Source organism: Alkalicoccus daliensis, assembly GCF_900103955.1.
In the GTDB taxonomy this organism is placed as follows: Bacteria; Bacillota; Bacilli; order Bacillales; family Salisediminibacteriaceae; genus Alkalicoccus; species Alkalicoccus daliensis.
Genome location: NZ_FNIL01000017.1, coordinates 32744 through 55744 on the forward strand (window position 1 = coordinate 32744; position 23001 = coordinate 55744).

General features: G+C 44.8%; 23 protein-coding genes. 21 read left to right on the forward strand and 2 right to left on the reverse strand.

The features are described from left to right. Positions 1-396 precede the first annotated feature (396 nt). Entirely contained in the window at positions 397-897 is a 501-nt protein-coding gene (locus tag BLP92_RS16755; protein ID WP_090844238.1) for a DUF2529 family protein, read from the reverse strand. Between the two features lie 168 nt (positions 898-1065). On the opposite strand from BLP92_RS16755, the gene BLP92_RS16760 reads away from it, so the two are divergent. The 7 genes from BLP92_RS16760 to BLP92_RS16790 all read left to right on the forward strand — a co-directional run bounded on the left by BLP92_RS16760 (position 1066) and on the right by BLP92_RS16790 (position 8161). Continuing rightward, on the forward strand, positions 1066-1440 hold the full coding sequence (locus BLP92_RS16760; protein WP_090844241.1) for a response regulator: 375 nt from the start codon (positions 1066-1068) through the stop codon (positions 1438-1440). Between the two features lie 221 nt (positions 1441-1661). Next, positions 1662-2528, forward strand: coding sequence for a class II fructose-1,6-bisphosphate aldolase (gene fba / locus BLP92_RS16765; protein ID WP_090844244.1), 867 nt, complete (start codon positions 1662-1664; stop codon positions 2526-2528). Between the two features lie 146 nt (positions 2529-2674). Next, positions 2675-3325 (forward strand): fructose-6-phosphate aldolase, encoded by a 651-nt coding sequence (fsa, locus tag BLP92_RS16770; RefSeq protein WP_090844247.1) that lies wholly within the window; start codon positions 2675-2677, stop codon positions 3323-3325. Positions 3326-3445: 120 nt separating this feature from the next. Continuing rightward, on the forward strand, positions 3446-4732 hold the full coding sequence (locus tag BLP92_RS16775; RefSeq protein ID WP_090844250.1) for a UDP-N-acetylglucosamine 1-carboxyvinyltransferase: 1287 nt from the start codon (positions 3446-3448) through the stop codon (positions 4730-4732). 613 nt (positions 4733-5345) lie between these two features. Beyond that, positions 5346-6614: a transcription termination factor Rho gene (rho, locus tag BLP92_RS16780; RefSeq protein ID WP_090844291.1), complete on the forward strand. Its 1269-nt coding sequence runs from the start codon at positions 5346-5348 to the stop codon at positions 6612-6614. 522 nt (positions 6615-7136) lie between these two features. Next, positions 7137-7379 carry a type B 50S ribosomal protein L31 gene (locus BLP92_RS16785; protein WP_090844253.1) on the forward strand — a complete coding sequence of 81 codons (243 nt, stop codon included), beginning with the start codon at positions 7137-7139 and terminating at the stop codon, positions 7377-7379. Positions 7380-7534: 155 nt separating this feature from the next. Continuing rightward, positions 7535-8161, forward strand: a complete 627-nt coding sequence (locus BLP92_RS16790) for a thymidine kinase (RefSeq protein ID WP_090844294.1) — start codon at positions 7535-7537, stop codon at positions 8159-8161. Between the two features lie 288 nt (positions 8162-8449). Here the strand turns inward: BLP92_RS16790 and BLP92_RS16795 are convergent, their stop codons facing one another. Beyond that, positions 8450-9781, reverse strand: coding sequence for an FAD-dependent oxidoreductase (locus BLP92_RS16795; RefSeq protein ID WP_090844256.1), 1332 nt, complete (start codon positions 9779-9781; stop codon positions 8450-8452). 159 nt (positions 9782-9940) lie between these two features. On the opposite strand from BLP92_RS16795, the gene prfA reads away from it, so the two are divergent. From prfA to upp, 14 genes are all read left to right on the forward strand, one after another. Continuing rightward, positions 9941-11011 carry a peptide chain release factor 1 gene (gene prfA / locus BLP92_RS16800; protein ID WP_090844259.1) on the forward strand — a complete coding sequence of 357 codons (1071 nt, stop codon included), beginning with the start codon at positions 9941-9943 and terminating at the stop codon, positions 11009-11011. Positions 11012-11023: 12 nt separating this feature from the next. Then, positions 11024-11869, forward strand: coding sequence for a peptide chain release factor N(5)-glutamine methyltransferase (gene prmC, locus BLP92_RS16805; protein WP_244516917.1), 846 nt, complete (start codon positions 11024-11026; stop codon positions 11867-11869). Between the two features lie 160 nt (positions 11870-12029). Beyond that, complete coding sequence (locus BLP92_RS16810; protein ID WP_090844299.1) at positions 12030-13070, forward strand: L-threonylcarbamoyladenylate synthase; 1041 nt, start codon at positions 12030-12032, stop codon at positions 13068-13070. Between the two features lie 139 nt (positions 13071-13209). After that, positions 13210-13878, forward strand: coding sequence for a low molecular weight protein arginine phosphatase (locus BLP92_RS16815; protein ID WP_090844262.1), 669 nt, complete (start codon positions 13210-13212; stop codon positions 13876-13878). 20 nt (positions 13879-13898) lie between these two features. Next, positions 13899-14339 (forward strand): ribose 5-phosphate isomerase B, encoded by a 441-nt coding sequence (gene rpiB, locus BLP92_RS16820; protein ID WP_090844265.1) that lies wholly within the window; start codon positions 13899-13901, stop codon positions 14337-14339. 21 nt (positions 14340-14360) lie between these two features. After that, the gene (locus tag BLP92_RS16825; RefSeq protein ID WP_090844268.1) at positions 14361-14900 is read left to right on the forward strand and encodes a TIGR01440 family protein; all 540 of its coding nucleotides are present in this window, start codon (positions 14361-14363) and stop codon (positions 14898-14900) included. Between the two features lie 368 nt (positions 14901-15268). Beyond that, positions 15269-15832, forward strand: coding sequence for a GbsR/MarR family transcriptional regulator (locus BLP92_RS16830; RefSeq protein ID WP_090844271.1), 564 nt, complete (start codon positions 15269-15271; stop codon positions 15830-15832). Next, positions 15813-16481 (forward strand): cysteine hydrolase family protein, encoded by a 669-nt coding sequence (locus tag BLP92_RS16835; RefSeq protein ID WP_244516919.1) that lies wholly within the window; start codon positions 15813-15815, stop codon positions 16479-16481. The genes BLP92_RS16830 and BLP92_RS16835 overlap by 20 nt, the downstream gene beginning before the upstream one ends. Positions 16482-16502: 21 nt before the next feature. Beyond that, complete coding sequence (locus BLP92_RS16840) at positions 16503-17423, forward strand: glycine betaine ABC transporter substrate-binding protein (protein ID WP_090844274.1); 921 nt, start codon at positions 16503-16505, stop codon at positions 17421-17423. 376 nt (positions 17424-17799) lie between these two features. Then, entirely contained in the window at positions 17800-18816 is a 1017-nt protein-coding gene (locus tag BLP92_RS16845) for a LytTR family transcriptional regulator DNA-binding domain-containing protein (RefSeq protein WP_090844277.1), read from the forward strand. A 100-nt stretch (positions 18817-18916) separates the two neighbouring features. Next, positions 18917-19771, forward strand: a complete 855-nt coding sequence (locus tag BLP92_RS16850) for an ABC transporter ATP-binding protein (RefSeq protein WP_090844279.1) — start codon at positions 18917-18919, stop codon at positions 19769-19771. After that, positions 19768-20478, forward strand: coding sequence for an ABC transporter permease (locus BLP92_RS16855; RefSeq protein ID WP_090844282.1), 711 nt, complete (start codon positions 19768-19770; stop codon positions 20476-20478). Before BLP92_RS16850 ends, BLP92_RS16855 begins: the two co-directional genes overlap by 4 nt. 254 nt (positions 20479-20732) lie before the next feature. Beyond that, positions 20733-21998, forward strand: coding sequence for a serine hydroxymethyltransferase (locus BLP92_RS16860; protein ID WP_090844285.1), 1266 nt, complete (start codon positions 20733-20735; stop codon positions 21996-21998). 171 nt (positions 21999-22169) lie between these two features. After that, positions 22170-22799 carry a uracil phosphoribosyltransferase gene (gene upp, locus BLP92_RS16865; RefSeq protein ID WP_090844288.1) on the forward strand — a complete coding sequence of 210 codons (630 nt, stop codon included), beginning with the start codon at positions 22170-22172 and terminating at the stop codon, positions 22797-22799. Positions 22800-23001: the final 202 nt, after the last annotated feature.

Below are 23001 nucleotides of genomic sequence, written 5' to 3' on the forward strand. Positions count from 1 at the left end.
GGCTATACTAACATCCAAATCAGCTATACTGACATAAAATCGAGCTATGCTGACTTCCCGCTTTTGCGGTGTTTTCCTCACGTCCACTACCTGTAAAAGCATATGAGCTGCTCTATTCAAAACCGTTCTCCACATAAAAAGTTAAAATAAAGGAAGCTAACTGGATCCCTTTGCCTGCTTAATTTACTGTCAGACCCGCTATTTTACTCCGAACCGGCTATGCTGACATGAAAATGGGCTATACTTTACTCCGAACCGGCTATACTGACATAAAAACCACCTATATTTTACTCCGAACCCGCTGTACTAACATCCAGCCTCTCCCTACTGACATCAGCCATCATAAAAAGCTGCTCCGGAAGAATTCCGAAGCAGCCGTTCCTTAATGCGATACATTTAATCTTCATGCTCCTCCAGCATTTCCAGCAGCTGAAAATAAAGCGCATAATACACGTGCAGCGAAACGAGAAGGTGGGGTTCGCCAATCCGTCCGCCGGATTCCGTAGGTAATAGGGGGCGCGTTACCTTCGTTTCAATGACAAATGCTTCTCCAGTGTCCTCTGGTGCTTCAGGAATGACAAGCACCACCGTCGCGCCGGCATCTGCAGCCTGTGTCCACTCCGCCTTAATTCCCTCCACGGAAGAAGTAAACAGCCAGACTGTATCAATAGATGTCAGTTCATCTTTTACTTCCAGCCGGTTACAGCCAGGAATAGGATCTGCGCCATGGACAGACTGGGAAACAATACCACCCAGATCTGGAGAGGCAGCGATATACATATTACCATCACTGATAATCGTCTGCGCCGTCATTCTTGCACTGTCCTCAATCATCATTTCCTGGTCCTCGAGCTTGCGCAGCAGGCCGGAAAGCTGCGTTTCAAACATTTTAAGCATACATACACTCCTTTACGATTAATCTGCTTTCATGATAACAGGAAGTCCCGCAGGATAGCACGGAAGATGTCGAACGGAAAAGGTTGTATTTTCTAACTCACTTCATTTATTATGGTAACAATAGGTAATTGTAAAATTCGGGAAATTGAGAGGAGAGGGACGAAAAAGATGAGCGAAAAATTACTGGTGGTAGATGACCAGTTTGGTATACGAGTGCTGCTGACGGAGGTATTCACACAGGACGGCTACACTACATTTGATGCGGCAAATGGGCAGAAGGCGCTGGATCTGCTTGAATCGGAAGAACCCGATCTGGTGCTGCTTGACATGAAAATTCCAGGAATGGATGGAATAGAAATTCTCCGGGAAATGCGGCACCGGAATATTCAGACCGACGTATTTTTAATGACCGCCTACGGAGAAATGGAACTGATTCAGGAAGCAAAAAGTCTTGGTGCGATGGAACATTTTTCTAAACCATTCGATATTGACAGCGTGCGGCACCGCGTACGCAGTTTTTTTGATGAAAAAGCAAAGATGTAAGCGCTGCCTTAAAAATTATCTTCTGATTCACCGCGAAAACCTTGTCTAATATGCTATAATGGATTGGTGAGTTCACTTGAATTGTATGCTCGCAAACGTCCGAATCATACAAACGGACGCGTGATGACCAAAACATCATCGGCGTTTGTATGTTTTTTGTGTGAGGATGCATCAGGAGAACTAATTTTTGTTCGTGACAATCAGAAGGAGGATTTTAGCACATGCCATTAGTATCCATGAAAGAAATGTTGGAATCAGCAAAAGCCAATTCTTACGGAGTTGGACAATTTAACCTGAACAACCTTGAGTTTACACAGGCAATTCTTCAGGCAGCAGAAGAAGAAAAGTCTCCAGTAATTCTCGGTGTATCTGAAGGTGCAGCGAAATACATGGGCGGCTTCAAATCTGTAGTCTCTATCGTAAAAGGTTTAATGGAAAGCTATGGAACTACAGTTCCTGTAGCAATTCACCTTGACCACGGTTCAAGCTTTGAAAAGTGTGTAGAAGCTATCTATGCAGGATTTACTTCTGTAATGATCGATGGCTCTCATCATCCACTGAAAGAAAATATTGCACTAACGAAAAAAGTAGTGGAAGTAGCGCATCTCTGCGGTGTATCTGTAGAGGCGGAGCTCGGACGTATCGGTGGCCAGGAAGACGACATCATCGTAGACGACGCAGAAGCTGCTTATGCAATTCCTGAAGAGTGTGATGAATTAATCCGTGAAACAAATGTAGACTGCTTTGCACCTGCACTTGGTTCTGTTCACGGTCCTTATAAAGGTGAACCAAACCTCGGTTTCGACCGTATGGAAACTATTTCAAAAATGACAGATGTTCCACTTGTTCTTCACGGTGGTACAGGCATTCCGACAAAAGACATTAAGAAAGCAATTTCTTTCGGAACTGCTAAAATCAACGTAAACACAGAAAACCAGATTACTTCTGCTGCGAAAGTGCGTGAAGTACTGGATGCAAACCCTGATATGATCGACCCGCGTAAATACCTTGGACCTGCTCGTGAAGCAATCAAGGAAACAGTGATTGGTAAAATGCGTGAGTTCGGTTCGTCCGGCCAAGCAAAATAAAAAGAGATAAAAAGGAGGTCGGCGATTCGCCGACTCCTTCTCTTTCATCCATAGAGAAAGCGTTCTCATAACCATAACATCCGTGTGGATAAAGTCTTTAAAGCTATAATGATAATTCATTCACGGACCTGGGAGGGTGAAGATCAATGAAATTTTTTATTGACTCAGCAAATGTGAAGGAAATTAAACAGGCGCAGGAGCTCGGTATTTTGGCAGGGGTTACGACAAACCCTTCTCTCGTAGCAAAAGAGGGAGCCGACTTCCATGAACGACTTCGCGAAATCACCAGTTTTGTGAATGAATCCGTCAGTGCAGAAGTGGTAGCGACGGATGCGCAGGGAATGATTGAAGAAGGAAAAGCACTTGCTGCCATCGCTCCGAACATCACTGTAAAAGTGCCGATGGGGCTGGAAGGGTTGAAAGCTGTACGGACGTTCAGCGAAGCAGGAATTAAGACAAACGTGACCCTCATTTTTTCTGCAAACCAGGCACTGCTTGCTGCAAGAGCAGGAGCGGCATATGTTTCCCCTTTTATCGGAAGACTGGATGATATTGGTCACAACGGCATCGAATTAATCGGCACGATTGCAGAAATGTTTGAGATTCATGAAATAGATACACAAATTATTTCGGCTTCCATCCGCCATCCGCAGCATGTAACTGATTCTGCGCTGCAGGGAGCACATATAGCAACAGTTCCCTGGAAAGTGCTGGAGCAGCTGGCCAAGCACCCGCTTACGGATATTGGGCTGGAGAAATTTCTCAGTGACTGGCAGAAAAGCCAGGCGCATAAATAAAAGCCATTATGTAATATAAATAAATCGCCGGTTAACGCCGCTCCACCAGTATTTTCCTCAAAAGATATTACCCGCAGAAAAACCAATATTTCAACTTTTTATGTAAGAAAGGAAGCAGTGATGAATAAATTAATGATTGAAGGCGGTCATCCTTTAGAAGGGACTGTTAGTGTCAGCGGAGCAAAAAACAGCGCTGTTGCACTCATACCTGCAGCAATGATGGCAGATTCCACAGTTACAATTGAGAACCTGCCCGATATATCCGATGTAGGAATTTTAGCAGAGCTGCTGCAGGAAGCAGGAGCAAAAACAGAGCTTTTCGAAGGAACCCTGCAGGTAAATCCTGCCGATATGATTCCGATGCCTCTGCCGAATGGCCTTGTAAAAAAACTCCGTGCCTCTTATTACATGATGGGGGCAATGCTTGGGAAATTTAACAAAGCAGTGATCGGCCTGCCAGGCGGATGCAACCTTGGACCGCGCCCGATAGATCAGCATATTAAAGGATTTGAAGCATTAGGAGCAAAAGTTACAAATGAGCATGGGGCACTTTATCTGCAGGCAGATGAACTAGTAGGAGCAAGAATTTATCTGGATGTAGTCAGTGTAGGCGCAACGATCAATATTATGCTTGCTGCAGTAAAAGCAAAAGGAAAGACGGTTATTGAAAATGCGGCGAAAGAACCGGAAATAATTGACGTAGCTACGCTGCTGTCAAATATGGGAGCCCGGATCAAAGGAGCAGGTACAAACGTGATTCGTATTGAAGGAGTAGAGGAGCTGCACGGCTGCCGGCACTCTATCATTCCGGACCGGATTGAAGCGGGAACATATATGATTTTCGCAGCGGCAATGGGGAAAAGCGTCCTGATTGATAACGTAATTCCGCTCCATCTGGAATCACTCAGTTCGAAACTCAGGGAAATGGGGGTCTCCGTAGAGGCAGGAGATGACTCTATTCACATTCAAAGCAGCAAAGTATTAAATCCAATAGATATTAAAACACTCGTCTATCCAGGATTTGCCACAGACCTGCAGCAACCGGTCACCGCTCTTCTGACAAAAGCCGACGGAGCAAGCATGGTTACCGACACTATTTATAATGCCCGCTTTAAACATACGGATGAACTCCGCCGTATGGGCGCCGATATAAAAGTAGAAGGCAGAGCCGCATTGATTTATGGAAAGACGAAGCTGCAGGGGGCACGGGTAAGAGCCACAGACCTGCGTGCGGGAGCAGCACTTGTTGCTGCCGGGCTTATGGCAGAAGGAGTAACCGAAATTACCGATGTACATCACATAGACCGCGGCTACGCCAACCTGGAAGAAAAATTAACCGCGCTTGGAGCAGTAATCTGGCGGGAAGAATTAAGTGCTGCCGAACAGCAGGAGATTGAAAACTCCTAAATAAAATTGACCGGAAAGCAATACAGCACATATGGTTTTTCAAGATAAAAGCGGGGCTCCCGAATACCGGGAGCCGGCTTCTGTATTGGCAAGGGCCATATTGAAATCCGTCAGATTTTCAAATAAGCAGCAAACGGATTTCCTCTGTGCACTCCGTCATTTCGGAATAGCAGGTACTGTTCGTTTTATCGATAAACCAGCGCCACTGCGAAAATAAATCAGAATGAAAATTGTGTGGCCAGAGATGCTGTTTCCGTTCAGCGGAAATATCAGGGTGGGCTTTCAGCTTCCCTGTTCATTCTTTATCCCTACTTGCGCTTTCTGAAAAAATAGCCTAAGATAGAGAACGATTCAACGTAAACTACTCGAATTCCCTCAGGATTTCTCCCGATTTTCAATATAAATTACCCAGGCGGATTAATTTTATAATGAAGTTTCACTTTTTGCCATGCTGTATAAAAGTGCTGATTCGTATGTACAAACAACGGAAGAACTGAAAAAGAGGCATCGGAGAAATAACCGTCCAAAGCATTGTCAGCCGTTAAGCAATGTAAAAGATAATATGGACTTTCCTGCAAATTTAACAAAACGAAGAAAAGGTCTGGTGACACATATGGGTGTAACACTTAAAGAGATGGAGCATTTAAAGCTCAAAGAACTTTATGCGCTTGCGAAAGAGCACAAAGTTTCCTACTACAGCCAATTAACGAAAAAAGAATTGATTTTTGCGATATTTAAAAAACAGGCAGAAAATGAAGATTTAATGTTCATGGAAGGAATTTTGGAAATTATTCAATCAGAAGGCTTTGGTTTTCTGCGTTCGAATACATATAAGCCAAGTCCTCAGGACATATACATTTCAGCTTCGCAGATACGCCGCTTTAAGCTTCGGAACGGAGATAAAGTATCCGGCAAGGTAAGAAAGCCGAAAGAGAACGAACGCTATTACGGACTGCTCCAGGTAGCAGCTGTAAACGGGGAAGACCCGGAGCAGGCAAGCGAACGTCCGCACTTCCCGCAGCTGACACCGCTGTATCCTGATAATAAAATCACGCTGGAAAACCAGCCGAACATGCTGGCTTCCCGGGTGCTGGACATGATCGCCCCGGTCGGTTTCGGCCAGCGTGGTTTGATCGTAGCTCCTCCTAAAGCCGGAAAAACGCTGATTCTCAAAGAAATTGCAAATAGTATTTCGGCGAACCATCCTGACATGGAAATCATTGTTCTCCTGATTGATGAACGTCCGGAGGAAGTAACAGACATGGAACGTTCCATCAAAGGGGAAGTAGTGAGCTCCACGTTTGATGAAGTGCCGGAAAACCATATTAAGGTAGCGGAACTGGTACTCGACCGTGCGATGCGTCTCGTAGAAGCGAAAAAAGACGTGGTGGTATTAATGGACAGCATTACGCGGCTTGCAAGAGCGTATAACCTCGTTATTCCGCCGAGCGGGCGCACGCTTTCCGGAGGAATTGATCCAGCGAGCTTCCACCGTCCAAAGCGCTTCTTCGGTGCTGCCAGAAATATGGAAGAGGGCGGAAGCCTAACAATTTTAGCGACTGCCTTAGTAGAAACAGGATCCCGCATGGATGATGTTATTTACGAAGAATTTAAAGGAACCGGAAACATGGAGCTGCATCTGGACCGCAAGCTGGCAGAACGCCGTATTTTCCCTGCGATCGACATCCGCCGCTCCAGCACGCGCCGGGAAGAACTGCTTCTTCCGAAAAATCAGATTGAAAATCTCTGGGCCATCCGCCGTACATTGAACGATCAGCCGGATTATATGGAGAAATTCCTGAAAAAAGTAAAAGAAACAAAAACAAATGACGAGTTTTTCGAGTCGTTTGAACGCGGAAAGCAGAGCCGCAGTTCTAAATAAAAAATTGCTGCGTGGAGGATACACAAAGTAGCTGGAACCGGAAAGGCGCTGAAGGTGCTTTCACGCTCAGCAGGTACAGCTTCCTTTTTACTTTGGCTCTGATAAAGAGTGGGGTTGATATAAAAGGTACGCCTGTGGTTCCTTTTTCTGCGCTTGCCGCAGAGAAATCCTTCAGTTATCCCTTGGAAATAAGCAGGGTTCCGCACAGCCAATCCAAGCAAGTGAAGATCTTGGCTAGCTCCACCTGCTTTTCAGTTCATCTGCAGTGCAAGATGAACCTTGGATCTTCACGCTTTCTTTTCACCAAAATTAGTCGAGAACAAGCCCTTGGGTAAGCATCTCCGTAAGTGAAGCAGCAGGATTACTTCTTTATTAAAAATCTTTCGTGATGAACTCTCGCTTGTTTATAAAATATCAGTTGCAATCCTGCATCAGCCTTGTTATACTGCTTCTATGTGTGAATGAATTCAACACAGACTTACTCTGTTTCGAGAGATTCAGGGCGGAAGGAGCTGAAAAGACATGAAACAAGGAATTCATCCAGAGTACCGCACGGTGGTATTTAAGGATACTAGTACTGGGTTCTCGTTTTTGAGCGGTTCTACAGCAACTACAGACCAGACAATTGAATGGGAAGACGGAAACACGTATCCACTATTTAACGTGGAAACATCTTCTGACTCTCACCCGTTCTACACTGGTAAGCAGAAGTTCGCTGATGCTGGTGGACGTGTAGACAAGTTCAAGAAGAAGTACGGTATGTAATGTGAAGACGAAACAGGCAGGATTTTTTCTTGCCTGTTTTTTTTGAGACTAAATACAGTTGCGCGGAAAATAATTCACGCGTACGATTACATAATAGAGGAAACATGATTCAGGAACGAGAAGCAGAAAATATATCGGAACAGGAGCGTCGCCTCATGCACCTAACACGAAAAGAAGGCTGGTTGGAAGTAGTCTGCGGAAGTATGTTTTCCGGTAAGTCCGAAGAACTGATCCGCCGCGTCCGCCGTGCCAGTTTTGGCCGCCAGAAAATTCAAGTATTCAAGCCGCAGCTGGATAACCGCTACAGTGAAAAAGAAGTGGTGTCTCACAACGGTTCGAAAGTTTATGCATATCCAGTGACAGATGCAGAAGATATCTATACGCTGCTCGAAAAAGATACACAAGTTGTGGCAATTGATGAAATTCAGTTTTTTGACCCGGAAATCGTAAACGTAGTGCAGACACTGGCCGATGATAATATCCGTGTGATCTGCGCGGGGCTGGATCAGGATTTCAGAGGAGAACCTTTTGGCTGTATGCCGATCCTGCTCTCCCTCGCAGAGTCCGTAACAAAGCTGCAGGCGATCTGTTTATCCTGCGGCTCTCCTGCCAGCAGAACGCAGCGGTTAATTGATGGGAAACCGGCTTCCTATGACGATCCGATCATCCTCGTAGGAGCATCTGAATCCTATGAGCCGAGATGCCGGCATTGCCATGAAGTACCCGGAAAACCAAAGACCACTCATGTGCACGCAGTAAACCTTGCCCGAAATAATCAGTAACCCGAATCCCGCCGCGAGCGGGATTTTTTTATTATCTGCAAAAAAGAACGAATGCAGCAGGCGGATTTTCAAATGTGGAGGCTCGAGAAAATGAAAAAAGCAGAAATCCTCTCCCTTTAAATGAGTTACGCACACTGGCGCTTGAGTATTCCCTTTTAAAAATGAGTAAATGAGGTTTACAGCAGAGTAAATCTTCATACACGAGAGTAAACCGGCGCAGTAAACCTCACTCCATCAAAAAACACCGCTGAAATTAATTCAGCGGTGAGAATGGAAATATTACTGGAATTATTTAAACTTCCGTGCCCCTTTTTGAATCGGATCCCACGTAGAGTTATACGGGGGAGCGTAGCTGATATCGAGGCTTTGGATTTCATCGACCGTCATTTTGTTATAAATCATGACAGAAGCTGTATCAATCCGCTTATCAACGCCGGTCGTGCCAACGGCCTGGATTCCCAGCAGCCTGTTGTTCTTATTATCTTTTAACAGCTGGATTTTCATCTTATCGCTGCCGGGAAAGTAGCCGGCGTATGGGGAGGCTTCAATTATTTCGCAGCTGAAATCAAAACCGCAGCTTCGTGCTTCATGCATGCCGATGCCTGTCCGCCCGGCAGTCAGGTTAAAGAATTTTAAGATAGCAGTGCCGAGCATCCCCTGGAATGTTTTTTTATCCCCGGCAATGTTCGCTCCGGCAATCCGTCCCTGTTTATTCGCATGGGTGCCAAGCGGAATATAGTCATGCTGCTCTTTGATGCGGTGGTACTGCGTGGCGCAGTCTCCCGCAGCGTAAATGTTGGAGATATTCGTCCGCATATAAGGGTCCACCATCAAAGCGCCTGTATAATGATAATGAATATCTGTATGTCTGAGAAATTCGGTATTCGGCTTAATTCCTATCGCCACAACCACTCCGTCGGTTTCATAAGTGCCTTTATTTGTTTTTACGCCATTTACCCGGCCGGAATCGTCGCTCGTAAAAGAGGATACATGCTCCTCCAGTACGAGTTCCACGCCGTTGCGCTCTGCTTCCGCCCGCAGTTCATTACTGATAGTTTCATCAAAATTACTTCCCAGGCTGTTCGTCCGGTTAATAATCCGTACCTTTTTTCCGGTCTCAATAAAGTTTTCTGCTACTTCCAGTCCAATATAACCGCCGCCGATTATTGTAATGTGCGCTGCTTCTTCAAAATCGGATTTAATATTTTCTGCATCCGGAATCGTTTTTAAATAATGAATACCGGACAGCTCTGCGCCATCCACAGGGATTTTATTCGGGCTTCCCCCGGTAGCAACGAGGAGAGTATCATATTCCAGCGAAAATTCTTCCTCTTTATCCAGGACGCGTCCATAGACAATCTGATTATCCGCATCAACATGCGTTACTTCATGATGAATGCGTGCATCTATCCCTTTATCCCGGAACGAAGACAAAGGACGTGCAATCAAGTCTTCCTGCTCCTCCACTACATCCCCAAGATAATAGGGAAGTCCGCACTGCGCATACGAATAAAAAGAGCCTCTTTCCAACACAGTAATCTCCGCATCTTTTCTTTTATGTACCACCTGCATGGCCGCACTCATCCCTGCAGCATCCCCGCCGATAATAATGAATTTCATTTTTAAAAACCTCCCTTATTCTCTATAACTTCTATACCCCCGCACCTACTCAGGATAAACACAGGCCGGTCCTCTGGAGAAGGAGATTGATTTTACAACCTAATACGCCTATACTAGTGAGAGGTATGTGGTACGAATTTTAAGGTGAGGTGAAGTTAGGTGTTTGATCGCCTGCAATCAGTAGAAGATCGATATGACCAGCTGACAGAGCTGCTTATGGATCCAGACGTAATTAGTGATAATAAGAAGCTCCGGGAATATTCCAAGGAGCAGTCCGATATTCAGGAAACGGTGGAAACTTACCGTAAGTACAAAGATGTGAAGCAGCAGCACGAAGAAGCGAAAGAAATGCTTCGGGAAAGCCTGGACAGCGAGATGCGTGAAATGGTGAAAATGGAAATGGAAGAGCTTGCCGAGCAGATTCCTGCACTGGAAGAAAAGCTCCGTATCCTCCTGATTCCAAAGGATCCGAATGATGATAAAAACGTTATCGTGGAAGTGCGCGGTGCTGCAGGCGGGGACGAAGCTGCATTATTTGCAGGAGATCTCTACCGCATGTACAGCCGCTACGCCGATCAGAACGGATGGAAAACAGAAGTGATTGAAGCGAGTGAAACAGGACTCGGCGGATTTAAAGAAGTTATCTTTATGATTAACGGTAAAGGTGCCTATTCCCGTATGAAATATGAAAATGGAGCGCACCGGGTGCAGCGGGTGCCGTCTACAGAATCCGGCGGGCGCATTCATACTTCCACCGCAACAGTGGCCGTTCTTGCAGAAGCGGAAGAAGTAGAGATCGATATTCATGATAAAGATATCCGTGTAGATACGTTTACTTCCAGCGGACCAGGCGGGCAGAGTGTAAATACAACAATGTCTGCAGTGCGTTTAACGCATGTTCCAACGGGAGTTGTGGCATCCTGCCAGGATGAAAAATCCCAGATTAAAAACAAAGAAAAAGCAATGAAAGTACTTCGCGCCCGGATTTTTGATATATTTCAAAAAGAAGCGCAGAAAGAATACGATGAAACCCGGAAGTCTGCAGTTGGAACGGGAGACCGCTCTGAGAGAATCCGCACGTATAACTTTCCGCAGAGCCGCGTAACGGACCACCGTATCGGCCTTACACTGCAAAAGCTGGATTCAATTCTGCAGGGGAACCTGGATGAAATTGTAGACCAGCTGATTATGGAAGAACAGTCAACCATGATGGACAACGCGAACAAATAGAAGGAGAGACCTATGCAGAAAGAAATGTACGTTCATGAAGCCCTCGCATGGGCTTCTTCTTTTTTGGAAAAAGCAGAGTATGAAAAAGAAATCGGTTATATTCTGCTCGGTTATCACACAGGGTGGAACCGGTCGCGGCTGCTTGCAGAACTTAGAACGATGTTAACTCCGGAGGTTCTCGAAATGTTTCAAAAGGATGTTGCAGCTGCAGCAGGCGGAGTTCCCGTCCAGCATATTACCGGCAGAGAAATATTTTATGGCAGATCATTCGCAGTGAACAGCAGTGTGTTAATCCCACGGCCGGAAACTGAAGAGTTAATCGAAGCGGTGCTGGAAAAAGTTCCAGCAGGAAAAATTCGCATTGCGGACATCGGCACAGGAAGCGGAATTATTGCGGCAACGCTTGCTTTGGAAATAGCAGAAGCCGAAGTGACGGCGACGGATATTTCTCCAGAAGCATTAGTTACAGCAGAAAAAAATGCTGCAGCTTTAGGAGCGCGTGTAACTTTTCATGAAGGTGATGCGCTAGCCCCTTTACTAGGGAAACCTCCCTTTCACGTCATAGTATCGAATCCTCCTTACATTCCGGAAGCGGAAAAAGCGGATATGAATATAAACGTGACTGAACACGAACCGGAAAATGCACTGTTTGCCGGGGAAGATGGCCTGACGATTTACAAACGGATAACAGCACAGCTGCCGGAAGTCATCCACAGCCCGGGATTAATTGCTTTTGAAATAGGACACGGGCAGGGAAAGGCAGTCCAGGAACTGATTAAAAACAATTTTCCACAGGCTGTCACAGAGCTGCGTTTAGATATTAACAGGAAAGAAAGAATTGTAATCGCAGAAGTGTAAGTGTTCGTACGGTGGATAACTTTTTTCGTCCTCCACAAAGTTATACACAGAAATGGCTGAGGTTATCCACTGTTTTTGTGGATAAGTGTGTTTATATGAAAGTCCATGTGGAAAAAAGATACGAACAAAAAATTAAATGAAAGAGGGAGGTGGATAAATGATGAGTTACCAACAAACAAAATACTGGTCTGTGGATAACATTGTAGATAACTTAATAGAAAGTAAGGAAATTCAGGAAGCAGCAGCATTTCTCCGTGAAGGAAAGCTTGTAGCATTTCCTACAGAAACAGTCTACGGACTGGGCGCCAGTGCACGTTCTGACGAAGCTGTCACTTCGATTTTTACAGCGAAAGGACGGCCTGCAGACAACCCGCTGATTGTCCACATTTCACAGCAAAAAGATGTGTATAACTTCACAAAATCTGTCCCCGAAAAAGCAGAAAAGCTTATGGAAAAGTTCTGGCCGGGAGCGCTGACGATTATTTTAGCGCATAACGGCAGGTTATCCACAAAAGTAACCGCGGGTCTTTCCACAGTGGGACTGCGGATGCCGGATCATCCTGTCGCACTTGCATTAATAGAAGCAAGTGGAGAGCCGATCGCTGCACCAAGTGCAAACCGCTCCGGAAGACCAAGTCCAACTACAGCGGCGCACACTGCAGAAGATTTACAGGGGAGAATTGCTGGAATTGTAGATGGAGGAGCGACGGGGCTCGGGGTGGAATCTACCGTGATAGACTGCAGTGGAGAATTGCCCATTATTCTTCGGCCGGGTGGCGTTACACAGTCGCAGCTGGAAGCAGTGATTGGACGAGTAGAAGTGGACCAGTCACTTACAGAAGAAGCTGCGCCGCGTTCACCGGGGATGAAATACAAGCACTATGCACCGGAAGCACCGCTCACTCTTGTGGATGGGGATGAAGATTTTTTCCGCAGCTGTGTGAGGAAGCATAAGGAGAACGGAGAAAAAGTGGGACTGATTCTTTTTCCTGCGCTGGCTTCGATGGAGGCTGACGCTGTATATATTCTATCCGATAATCGAATAGAAACGACTGCCAGAGAGCTCTACAGTGCACTTCGTACATTTAAAAAAAGCGAAGTCGATCATATCCTGATGCAGGCAGTGCCGGCGGATGAACTCGGATTTGCCGTAATGAACAGGCTTGTAAAAGCAGCCGGAGGCAGAATCCTTACCCAGTAACAGAAGCTGGCTGCACTTTCAGCTGCAGAAGCACCGGCACCTCTTTCTTCTCAAAAATGTGATAAAATAGAATCAAGATTGACCTCTCCTTTTCCAGGGTAGAAGGTAGATAAAGCCAAGAAAAGGAAGTGAAAGAAATATGGAAAGAGTGTTATTTGTATGTACAGGAAATACATGCCGCAGTCCGATGGCGGAAGCAATTTTTAACAAAAAGCGTACGAACGAAAGAATGAGTGCCAAATCTGCAGGAGTGCATGCGATAGATGGCATCCCGATGTCTGAAGGTTCAAAGCAGGCGGTCGCAAGGCATGGAATGATGGAAAGCCACCAGTCAAGAATGCTTACGGAAGACCTGCTGAACTGGGCGGATATTATTTTAACCTTAACAACTGCACATAAACAGGCGGTCGTTTCACAGTTTCCTGATCGTGCTGCGCAAGTTCATACATTGAAGGAATATGTATTAGACGATGCTGTTACTTTAGATAAAATAGAGGAATTAAAACACCACTTAGCCCAGCTCGAACTAAAACGCGCTTCCTTTGTTGCAGAGCATCAGCAGCAGATCGATAAATATAACGAAGAACAGTCCATTAATAATCAAAAACAGCTGGAAGAAGAACTTCTTAAGCAGATCGAGCCGCATCAGCGGGCAATTGACCGTCTGGAGTGGGACCTTCCTTCGTTGGATATCCGCGATCCCTTCGGCGGAGATGATTCAATTTATGAAGCTGCCTATCAGGAAATTGAAGAAGCTGTTGAGAAACTGATTGCGAAAATGGAACGGTACCAAAAAGGTACGAATTAAAGAAAAAGGGGACAGGTAAAATGAAAATTGTTCTGGGGTCAGATCACGCAGGTTATGCTTTGAAGGCACAAATCAAACCAGTGATTGAAGAACTTGGTCATGAAGTGGTGGATGTAGGAAATCACTCGGCAGATTCAGTAGACTATGCAGACTACGGCATTCCTGCAGCGGAAATGGTGGCAAACGGTGAAGCGGACCGCGGGGTAATTATCTGCGGGACAGGAATCGGCATGTCTATATCCGCGAATAAAGTAAAAGGAATCCGCTGCGCACTTGTGCAGGATTTATTTACTGCAAAAGTGACCCGTGAGCACAATGATACCAATGTGCTGGCAATGGGAGAAAGAGTAGTCGGACCGGGTATGGCGCAGGAAATCGTGAAAATCTGGCTTTCCACCGAGTTTGAAGGCGGACGTCATCAGCGTCGTGTAGATAAGATGATGAGCTACGAGAACAGGTAGTTTGAAAGAGGTGGATAAAAAATGACCACGCAGATAAAAGAAGATCTCAGCCGGGCGTTAAAGGAACTGCAGGAAGCTGCGAATCTGAAAGCAGGCGATCTCTTTATTATTGGCACGAGTACGAGCGAAGTCCGGGGTAAACAGATTGGGAAAGCCGGTACGCTCGATACAGCAGAAACACTCTGGCGTGCATTTGATGAGTTTCAGAAAGAAACCGGTGTCTATCTCGCTTTTCAGGGCTGTGAGCACATTAACCGTTCCGTTACACTGGAACGTGAAGCGGCAGATCGGTATCATCTCGAACCCGTCCAGGTAGTGCCGGTACCGGAAGCAGGCGGCTCCATGTCTGCCTACGCTTACGAGCAGCTGCAGGATCCGGTAGTCGTGGAAGAAGTTGCGGCACACGCCGGTATTGATATCGGGGACACGTTTATCGGGATGCACTTAAAACGTGTCGCAGTCCCGGTACGCACCTCCGTAAAGGAAATTGGAGAAGCACACGTCACCTATGCACGGTCCCGTCCGAAGTTAATCGGCGGCAACCGGGCAAAATATGAATAAACAGAACCGCTGTGTATCCGCAGCGGTTTTTTTGATGTGAAAATTCAAGTGGAAGTTTGCGTGAGAGTAAATTCCGTTGGAACAATGAATGAAGCGAGAATACTGCTTTTGAGAATGAGTGAAGTGGTTTGAAAAAAGAGTAATTGCTCAGCGCGGGAGTATAGCGGCTTTAAAATGAGTAACTGCCGCAGAAAATGAGTAAACAGTTTTCATGCGAGAGTAAACACAACAAAAAAAGTAAGCTGGCCCAGGCAGGTAAAAATATTTATAGGAAGTTGACAAAGACAAGCTGTAGATATAAAATACAATTTATACAGTTTGTTTAATTTGTACAATAATTATTAAACAAACGGAAAGGGGTTAAATCCATGAGTGAAGATAAATATTTGCAGGAGCTGGAAGAAGCAAGAGATGTAATGATCAGCGCACTTGCACAGACGATGGTGATTTACGGCGTAACGCCTTCAGTAGGACGCATATATGGGGTGCTTTACTTTTCAGAAAAGCCCTTGAATCTGGACGACATTAAAGATGAAGTTGCGATGAGTAAGGCGAGTGTGAGTAACGGACTCCGTGAACTGCTGGAAACAGAAATGGTAATTAAAGTCTGGAAAAAAGGTGACCGGAAAGATCACTATATAGCAGAAAAAGATTTCATGAAAAACTTTTTAAACTTTTTTATTAAGAAATTACGTCAGGAAAGAAGCCTGATTATGAAAGCAAATGAACAAGCAAGGCCCGTACTTGAAGAAGTGGCTGCGGAAGCAGAAGGAGAGCCGAAAAAAATTGCGGAAAGAGACTTAAAGAGCATGAATCATTCCATGGAATACTTTGACTGGACTATGAGGCTTGCCAATGCTCTTGAATCAAATGAAATATTTGAATATATTCCGAAAACTACGCAGGAGGAAAATGATAAAAATGATAAATAAACAAAAAACAGCACTTGTACTTATAGATATGCAGAAAGAAAGCCAATTCGGCATCGACCAGCTGGACCAGGCCGTAAACAATGCCGATCGTTTAATTGAAGCTTTTCGAGAGGCCGGCATTCCTATTATTTACACACGTCATTTGAATCGGGCTGACGGGACAAACCTTTCCATCGGAGAACCGAAAAAAGAAAATGGAGAACCTGTCTATTACTCTACTGCACAGGAAAATCATAAAGTAATTGATAAAATCGCACCTGCTTCTGCAGAGCCCGTAGTAGACAAACACAGATGGAGCGCGTTTTATGAAACGGACTTGCATGAACAGCTGCAGGAGCAGGGTATCGAGCATATTTTCATCGGAGGGTTTGTTACTGATGGATGCCTGATGACTTCCACTTTTGATGCCTATTTCAGAAATTATCAAATTAATCTGGTGGAGGATATCAGCGGTTCTACAAATGAAGGGTCTCATATGGCGTCTATTCTGATGATGGCAAACTGGATTTATAATCTAAAAGTTTTTTCCGCAGATAAAGCTATTCAGTGGGTGCAGGATAAGCCAGTACAAGTATGGGAATGTCCACGTCCGGACTCGCTGCCATTCACTCCGGAAAATATGCGGGAACAATTTCAAAAGTTACTTTAATTTACCGAAGGGAGCAATATTATGAAAAAGTCTGCGTTTATCTTAACTGCAGCATCTGCAGTACTGTTAACTGCCTGTGGGGAAAACAATTCAAACAGTGCAGAAGTAGAGGAAAATAACGGAGCTGAAAATGCAGCAGAAAATAATGAACCAACTGCCGTAGAAGAAGGAGAAACGATTACGTTTGGATTAACAAACTGGACGAGTACCGAGGTGCCTTCAAATATTGCAAAATTAATTTTGGAGGAAGAAGGGTATGAAGTAGAGTTTTCCCTGCTGGATCAGCCGGTTATCTTTGAAGGAATGGAAAATCAGGACGTCGATTTCTTTATGGACGCCTGGCTTCCAAATACAGAAGCAGAACTATGGGCAGAATATGAAGAATCTTTAATTCAGGTAGCCGCAAGCTATGAAGATGTACCGCTTGGCTGGGTAGTGCCAGAATATGTGGAAGAAGAAACAATTAATGACCTGACCGGCAGAGGGGAAGAGTACGGCGGAGAAGTGTTCAGTATTGACCCGGGTGCTGGAATCGTTTCTTTATCGGAGGAAGTAATGGACGAATATGACTTGCATGATGAATTTAGCCTTACTACTTCCAGTGAATTTGCAATGGTTGCCCAGCTGCAGGAGAGCATTAACAATGAAGAGCCCGTCATTGTAACAGGATGGAGGCCGCACTCCATGTTTGCAGAGTTTGATTTAAAATTCCTGGAAGATGAAGAAGGGATATTTGAATCTGATAACGTATACGTTATCTCGTATGATGGAATTCAGGAAGAACATCCGCGCGCATATGAAATTCTATCCAACTGGAGTATTGAAGTGAGCGATCTGGAAGAAATGATGCTTGAAAATGAAGAAAACGATACCCCGTTTGAGGAACTTGCTGCAAACTGGATGGAAGAAAATAGAGACAAAGTGGACGAAATGAAAAATTAACGTTAAGAACCATTTTATTCAGGGGTAAAGCAAAAAAATTGAAACTAAAACGATTGTGACGATACTTCGTCATGATCGTTTTTTTATATGGTATTTTAAAAGAAGGGCTTAAAGCTGAAACCAAAGCTCGTATATTTGGCTGTTGTGTGAGAGTAAATGCCGTTAGAACGATGAACGAAGAGAGAATACTGCTTTTGAAAATGAGTAAACAGTCCGCACACAGGAGTAATCCCAGGAAAATTAACGAAACACCAGCTCCGCCCCTTCACGTACATACAGCATTTCTTATTCCCTGAAAAATCCATCGAATCAGACTAACTTTTCCGCCATTAGTGTATGATAAAACCATCAATGGAAAAGAAAGGGGAGGCACCCGATGTCCCTGCGGTTTGAACATGTAGAAAAACATCATCAAAACACAGTCGTAATACCTTCACTCAGTCTTACCATCCCAAAAGGGGAAGTTGCGGCGCTGCACACGAGTATTGATGCTAAAGCACATCTTCTTCAGCTCCTTGGGAAAAAAGACGTTTCCGGAAGTGGAGATATTTATATAGAAGAAACACTTCTGCATAAGACGAAAGAAAAGTATCATCCTTCCCTGGGCATTTCTCTATTAGAAGAAGGCTGCTACGAACGAATGACGGTAAAAGAAAATTTAACATTTTTAAAACGATTGTTTCAAAGTACGAAAACACAGAAAGAAGCAGCCGTGCTCATGCACCTTGAAGAAAAGCTTCATACGAAAATCCAGCAGCTCTCTTACTCAGAGAAGCGACGTGTACTTATGACGAAATTATTATTTCAGGATCCGGCGGTGATCGTTCTAGAAGAACCTGATCAAAATATGGATATTGAGTCAAAAAGAATCCTGCGGCTGGCGTTAGAAGAATGGAAGAATCAGGAAAAGTCGATACTGCTTTTAACAAGCAATATGGAAAGTGCCATTACGCTTGCAGATCAAGTGTATCGGCTCACAAATACAGGGCTGCATAAAGTAGAGACAGAGGAACCTGAAACAGAAGCAGAAACCGATGTGGAAGAAGAGCCGTTCCGGTTCAGTAAAATCCCGACAAAAGTAGAAGATAAAATGGTGCTTTTCGATCCGCCGGAAATTGATTACATCGAAAGCCGTGAAGGCAAGTCGTATGTGTTCATTGAAAATGAATCATTTCCTTGCGCGTTTACCTTAAACGAGCTTGAAAATAAATTGAAGTCCTTCGGTTTTTTCCGCTGCCACAGATCCTATATCGTTAACCTGCAAAAAGTAAGAGAGGTTATTACCTGGACAAGAAACAGCTACAGCCTGCAGCTGGATGATAAAAAGAAATCTGAAATTCCGCTCTCCAAAGGGAAAATGGAGGATTTAAAAGAAATGCTCGGCCTGAAATAGCTCCTTTCAGCACCCAAATAGCGCTCTTCATCCTGAATTTAATGCGGTTGTGCTTTTTTCTTCCTAGTATAAAGTCAGAAAGCATAAGGAGGGAAAGCACATGCAGAATATAATTTCTGTGAAAAATCTGACGAAGTATTTTGGAAAGGAAAAAGCACTGGAAGGAATGAATTTTGATGTAAAGCAGGGAGAAATATTTGGATTTCTCGGACCAAGCGGTGCAGGAAAAACTACGACGATACAAATTTTGACCGGGCAGCTGCGCCCGACAGATGGAGAGGCGAAAATCTTTAATGCAGATACGGAAAACGCACGTAAGCCGGAATTTCTGCAGAAAATTGGTGTCATGACGGATAACAGCGGCTTGTACGGCAGGCTCTCCGTATATGAAAACATGAAACTGTTTGCGACACTTTATGGAGTAAAGAAGCCAAAAGAGAGAATTGAAGAAGCATTAAAAATGGTAAACATGCAGAACGAACAGAAAAAAACCGTATCAAAGCTTTCGAAAGGAATGACACAGCGGATTATTCTTGCCCGCACATTTCTGCATGAACCCGAGCTGTTATTTTTGGATGAGCCGACGGCCGCGCTGGATCCGGTAAACTCCCAGCATATTCATAAGGGATTGAAGGCGCTCCAGAAAAAAGGAACGACGATTTTTTTAACAACACATGATATGCATGAAGCAGAAACATTGTGTGACAGAGTCGCTTTCCTTTATAAGGGTGCCGTGAAACTTCTGGATGCACCGAAAGCGCTGCGCAGGGAATACGCAGACAATACGATGACACTGGAACTTTACAATGGAGAAACGCGGGTAATAAGCAAAGGGGCAGACGGAGCAGAAGAAGTAGCTTCTTTCATGCAGAAGAATGCGATTGCCTCTATGTACACGAATGAACCGACACTTGGTGATATTTTTGTGGATATTACAGGGAGGGAATTAACATGAGCTTTTCTATAGAAAGAATGTACGCAATTTTTGCAAAAGATTTAAAAGACTTATCTAAAAATATGTTTGTATTATCTACGGCCGTGATGCCTTTGTTCTTCGCGTTACTGTTCGGCAGAGGAGACGTTGTCCCGCTGGAAATTCATTTTCTTGTAATCAATCTGACGTTTGCGACGGTTGCTTCCTTTGTGCAGGGAGCACTCATTGCGGAAGAAAAAGAAAAGAATACGCTGCGCGGTTTAATGATGTCCCCGGCGAATACGGCAGAAATTCTCATCGGCAAAAGTCTCGTCAGTGCGGGATTGACGGTAGTGACACTGATCCTGTGTATACGAATGATGAATTTCTCTCCGGCAGAGCCAGTCATACTTTACGGGGCGATGGTGCTTGCTTTAATCTTCTTTCTTTTGCTGGGGACGATGCTGGGACTGCTCGCCCGCACGCTGATAGAAGCATCGGTAATCATTATTCCGATTATGTTTATTTTCGGTATGGGAAATATTTTTACCGGTTTCTTTGCAGAATACGAATTTCTTACAGTGCTCGAATACCTGCCTAACTTTCAGCTCGAAATTCTCGCAGGAGAGCTGGCAGCAGGCGGCGGATGGGCAGAAGCGGCAGGAGCCTATCTGATCATAGGAGCATGGGCGGCCGCCAGCTGTATTCTCACAGTAATGATTTACAGGAAAAAATCATTCGAAACATAAATATTTCCTGGGAAATATGAAAATGCCAGGTGGTTATCCGAACGTTAGAGAATCGAAGTAAAATAAATGTACGTCTTTAGACCAATATTTCTGCCATGACACCCCGTATAAAAGGCTCATTTTTTAGAAAAACCGTAATGATAGCGCATTCATTTGTCAGACAAGTGCAAATTCCTTTGCTTATTCGAAGAGGAAGCGTTAAAATGAAGTGCATATGAGGCAATTTCGAATGAGCATAGGAGGGTCCAACAAAAATGACAACGATTGATAAGCAGACGTTAAGTAACGTAAGAGCACAGGATGCAGAGGTTTTTGCAGCAATGGATTTGGAGTTGAAGCGTCAGCAGGACAACATTGAGCTGATTGCATCAGAAAATTTTGTGTCGCAGGCAGTAATGGAAGCACAGGGTTCTGTTCTTACAAACAAATATGCAGAAGGCTATCCTGCTAAGCGTTACTATGGTGGCTGTGAGCATGTGGACACGGTGGAAAATATTGCACGTGACCGCGCGAAGGAAATCTTTGGTGCAGAATATGTGAACGTACAGCCGCACTCCGGTGCCCAGGCAAATATGGCTGTATACTTTGCATTCCTGGAGCAGGGAGACAAGGTGCTGGGAATGGACTTGAATCACGGCGGCCACCTGACACACGGAAGTCCTGTGAATTTCAGCGGAAAGCAGTATGAATTCGTTGGATACGGCGTGGAAAAAGAAACTGGCCGCATTAATTATGAAACAGTACGTGAAATGGCAAAAGAGCACAAGCCGAAAATGATCGTTGCCGGTGCAAGTGCCTATCCGCGTGAAATTGATTTTAAAATATTCAAAGAGATCGCAGATGAAGTGGATGCCTATCTGATGGTTGACATGGCGCATATTGCAGGACTTGTAGCTGCAGGAGACCATATAAACCCGGTGCCTTACGCAGATTTCGTTACTACCACAACGCACAAAACGCTCCGTGGACCGCGCGGTGGAATGATTTTAACAAAAGAAGAGTACGGCAAAAAGATCGATAAAGCGATTTTCCCAGGATTGCAGGGCGGGCCTCTTATGCACGTAATCAGTGCAAAAGCGGTTGCTTTCGGCGAAGTACTGCAGGAAGACTTTAAAGCTTACTCCAAGCAGATCATTAAAAATGCGGAAGCGCTCGGAAAAGCGCTGACGTCAAATGGAATTGATCTTGTTTCCGGCGGAACGGACAACCACCTTGTGCTGCTCGATCTTCGAAGCCTCGAATTGACCGGTAAAGTAGCAGAAAAAGCACTGGACGAAGTAGGAATTACTACAAATAAAAACGCGATTCCATTTGATCCGGAAAGCCCGTTTGTCACAAGCGGGATCCGTATCGGAACAGCAGCAGTCACTTCCCGTGGATTTAAAGAAGAAGATCTCACGGAAGTAGGAAAAATTATTGCTGCGGTTCTGAAAGACGTAGAAAATGAAACAGTATTAAAAGATGCGAAGGAACGAGTAGCAAAACTGACACGTTCTCATCCAATGTACGAATCTCTATAAAAAGGAAGGAGCCGAAGTCTACGGCCTGGTATCCTTTTATACAGAGGCGCCCCTCCCGAATTGGGAGAGCGGCGCCTCTTTTTGGAATAGACAGGAAATATTCAGCTTGATTTACGATAAGAACTTCGGTAGAATACGCAAAGGATATTGAACTTGAGGAGTGTGGTTTCTGTGGGAAAAGTATACGTATTTGATCACCCGTTAATTCAGCACAAACTTTCTTACCTGCGTAACGAAAAAACAGGTACGAAGGAATTTCGTGAGCTCACGAATGAAATCGCAGGTCTGATGGCATTTGAAATTACCCGCGAACTTCCATTGGAAGATGTGAAAGTGCAGACACCGGTCGCAGAAGCTGACTGTAAAACAATCTCCGGTAAAAAGCTGGGAATTGTTCCTATCCTCAGAGCAGGTCTTGGCATGGTGGACGGGATGATGGATTTAATTCCAGCAGCAAAAATTGGCCATGTTGGTCTCTACCGCGATCCGGAAACACTGCAGCCGGTCGAATATTACGTGAAGCTTCCTAGCGACACAGGGGAACGTGACTTTATCGTTGTAGACCCAATGCTTGCCACTGGCGGCTCTGCGATCGAAGCCATCAACGTAATGAAAAAACGCGGTGCGAAAAACATTCGTCTTATGTGCCTCGTAGCAGCACCGGAAGGCGTAGAAGCAATGCAGGAAGCACACCCGGAAGTAGATATTTATCTTGCTTCCCTCGATGAAAAACTGAACGAAAAAGGCTACATCGTTCCAGGACTCGGCGATGCCGGAGACCGATTATTCGGAACAAAATAAGCTTTATTGAGCCGCGCAGGTTTCTGCGCGGCTTTTTAGGTGGGGAGGACGCAGAGTGGGAGAAACTTATAATAGCTGTATCGAAGTTCGCACCCATTATCCGGCTGGAAGAGCATGTTACCTTCTTTATTTTCAACCGCTTTATAAAATGAAGTCGCTAATTGATGGGGCGTGCCCGCTTATTTTACTGTCGGACCCGCTA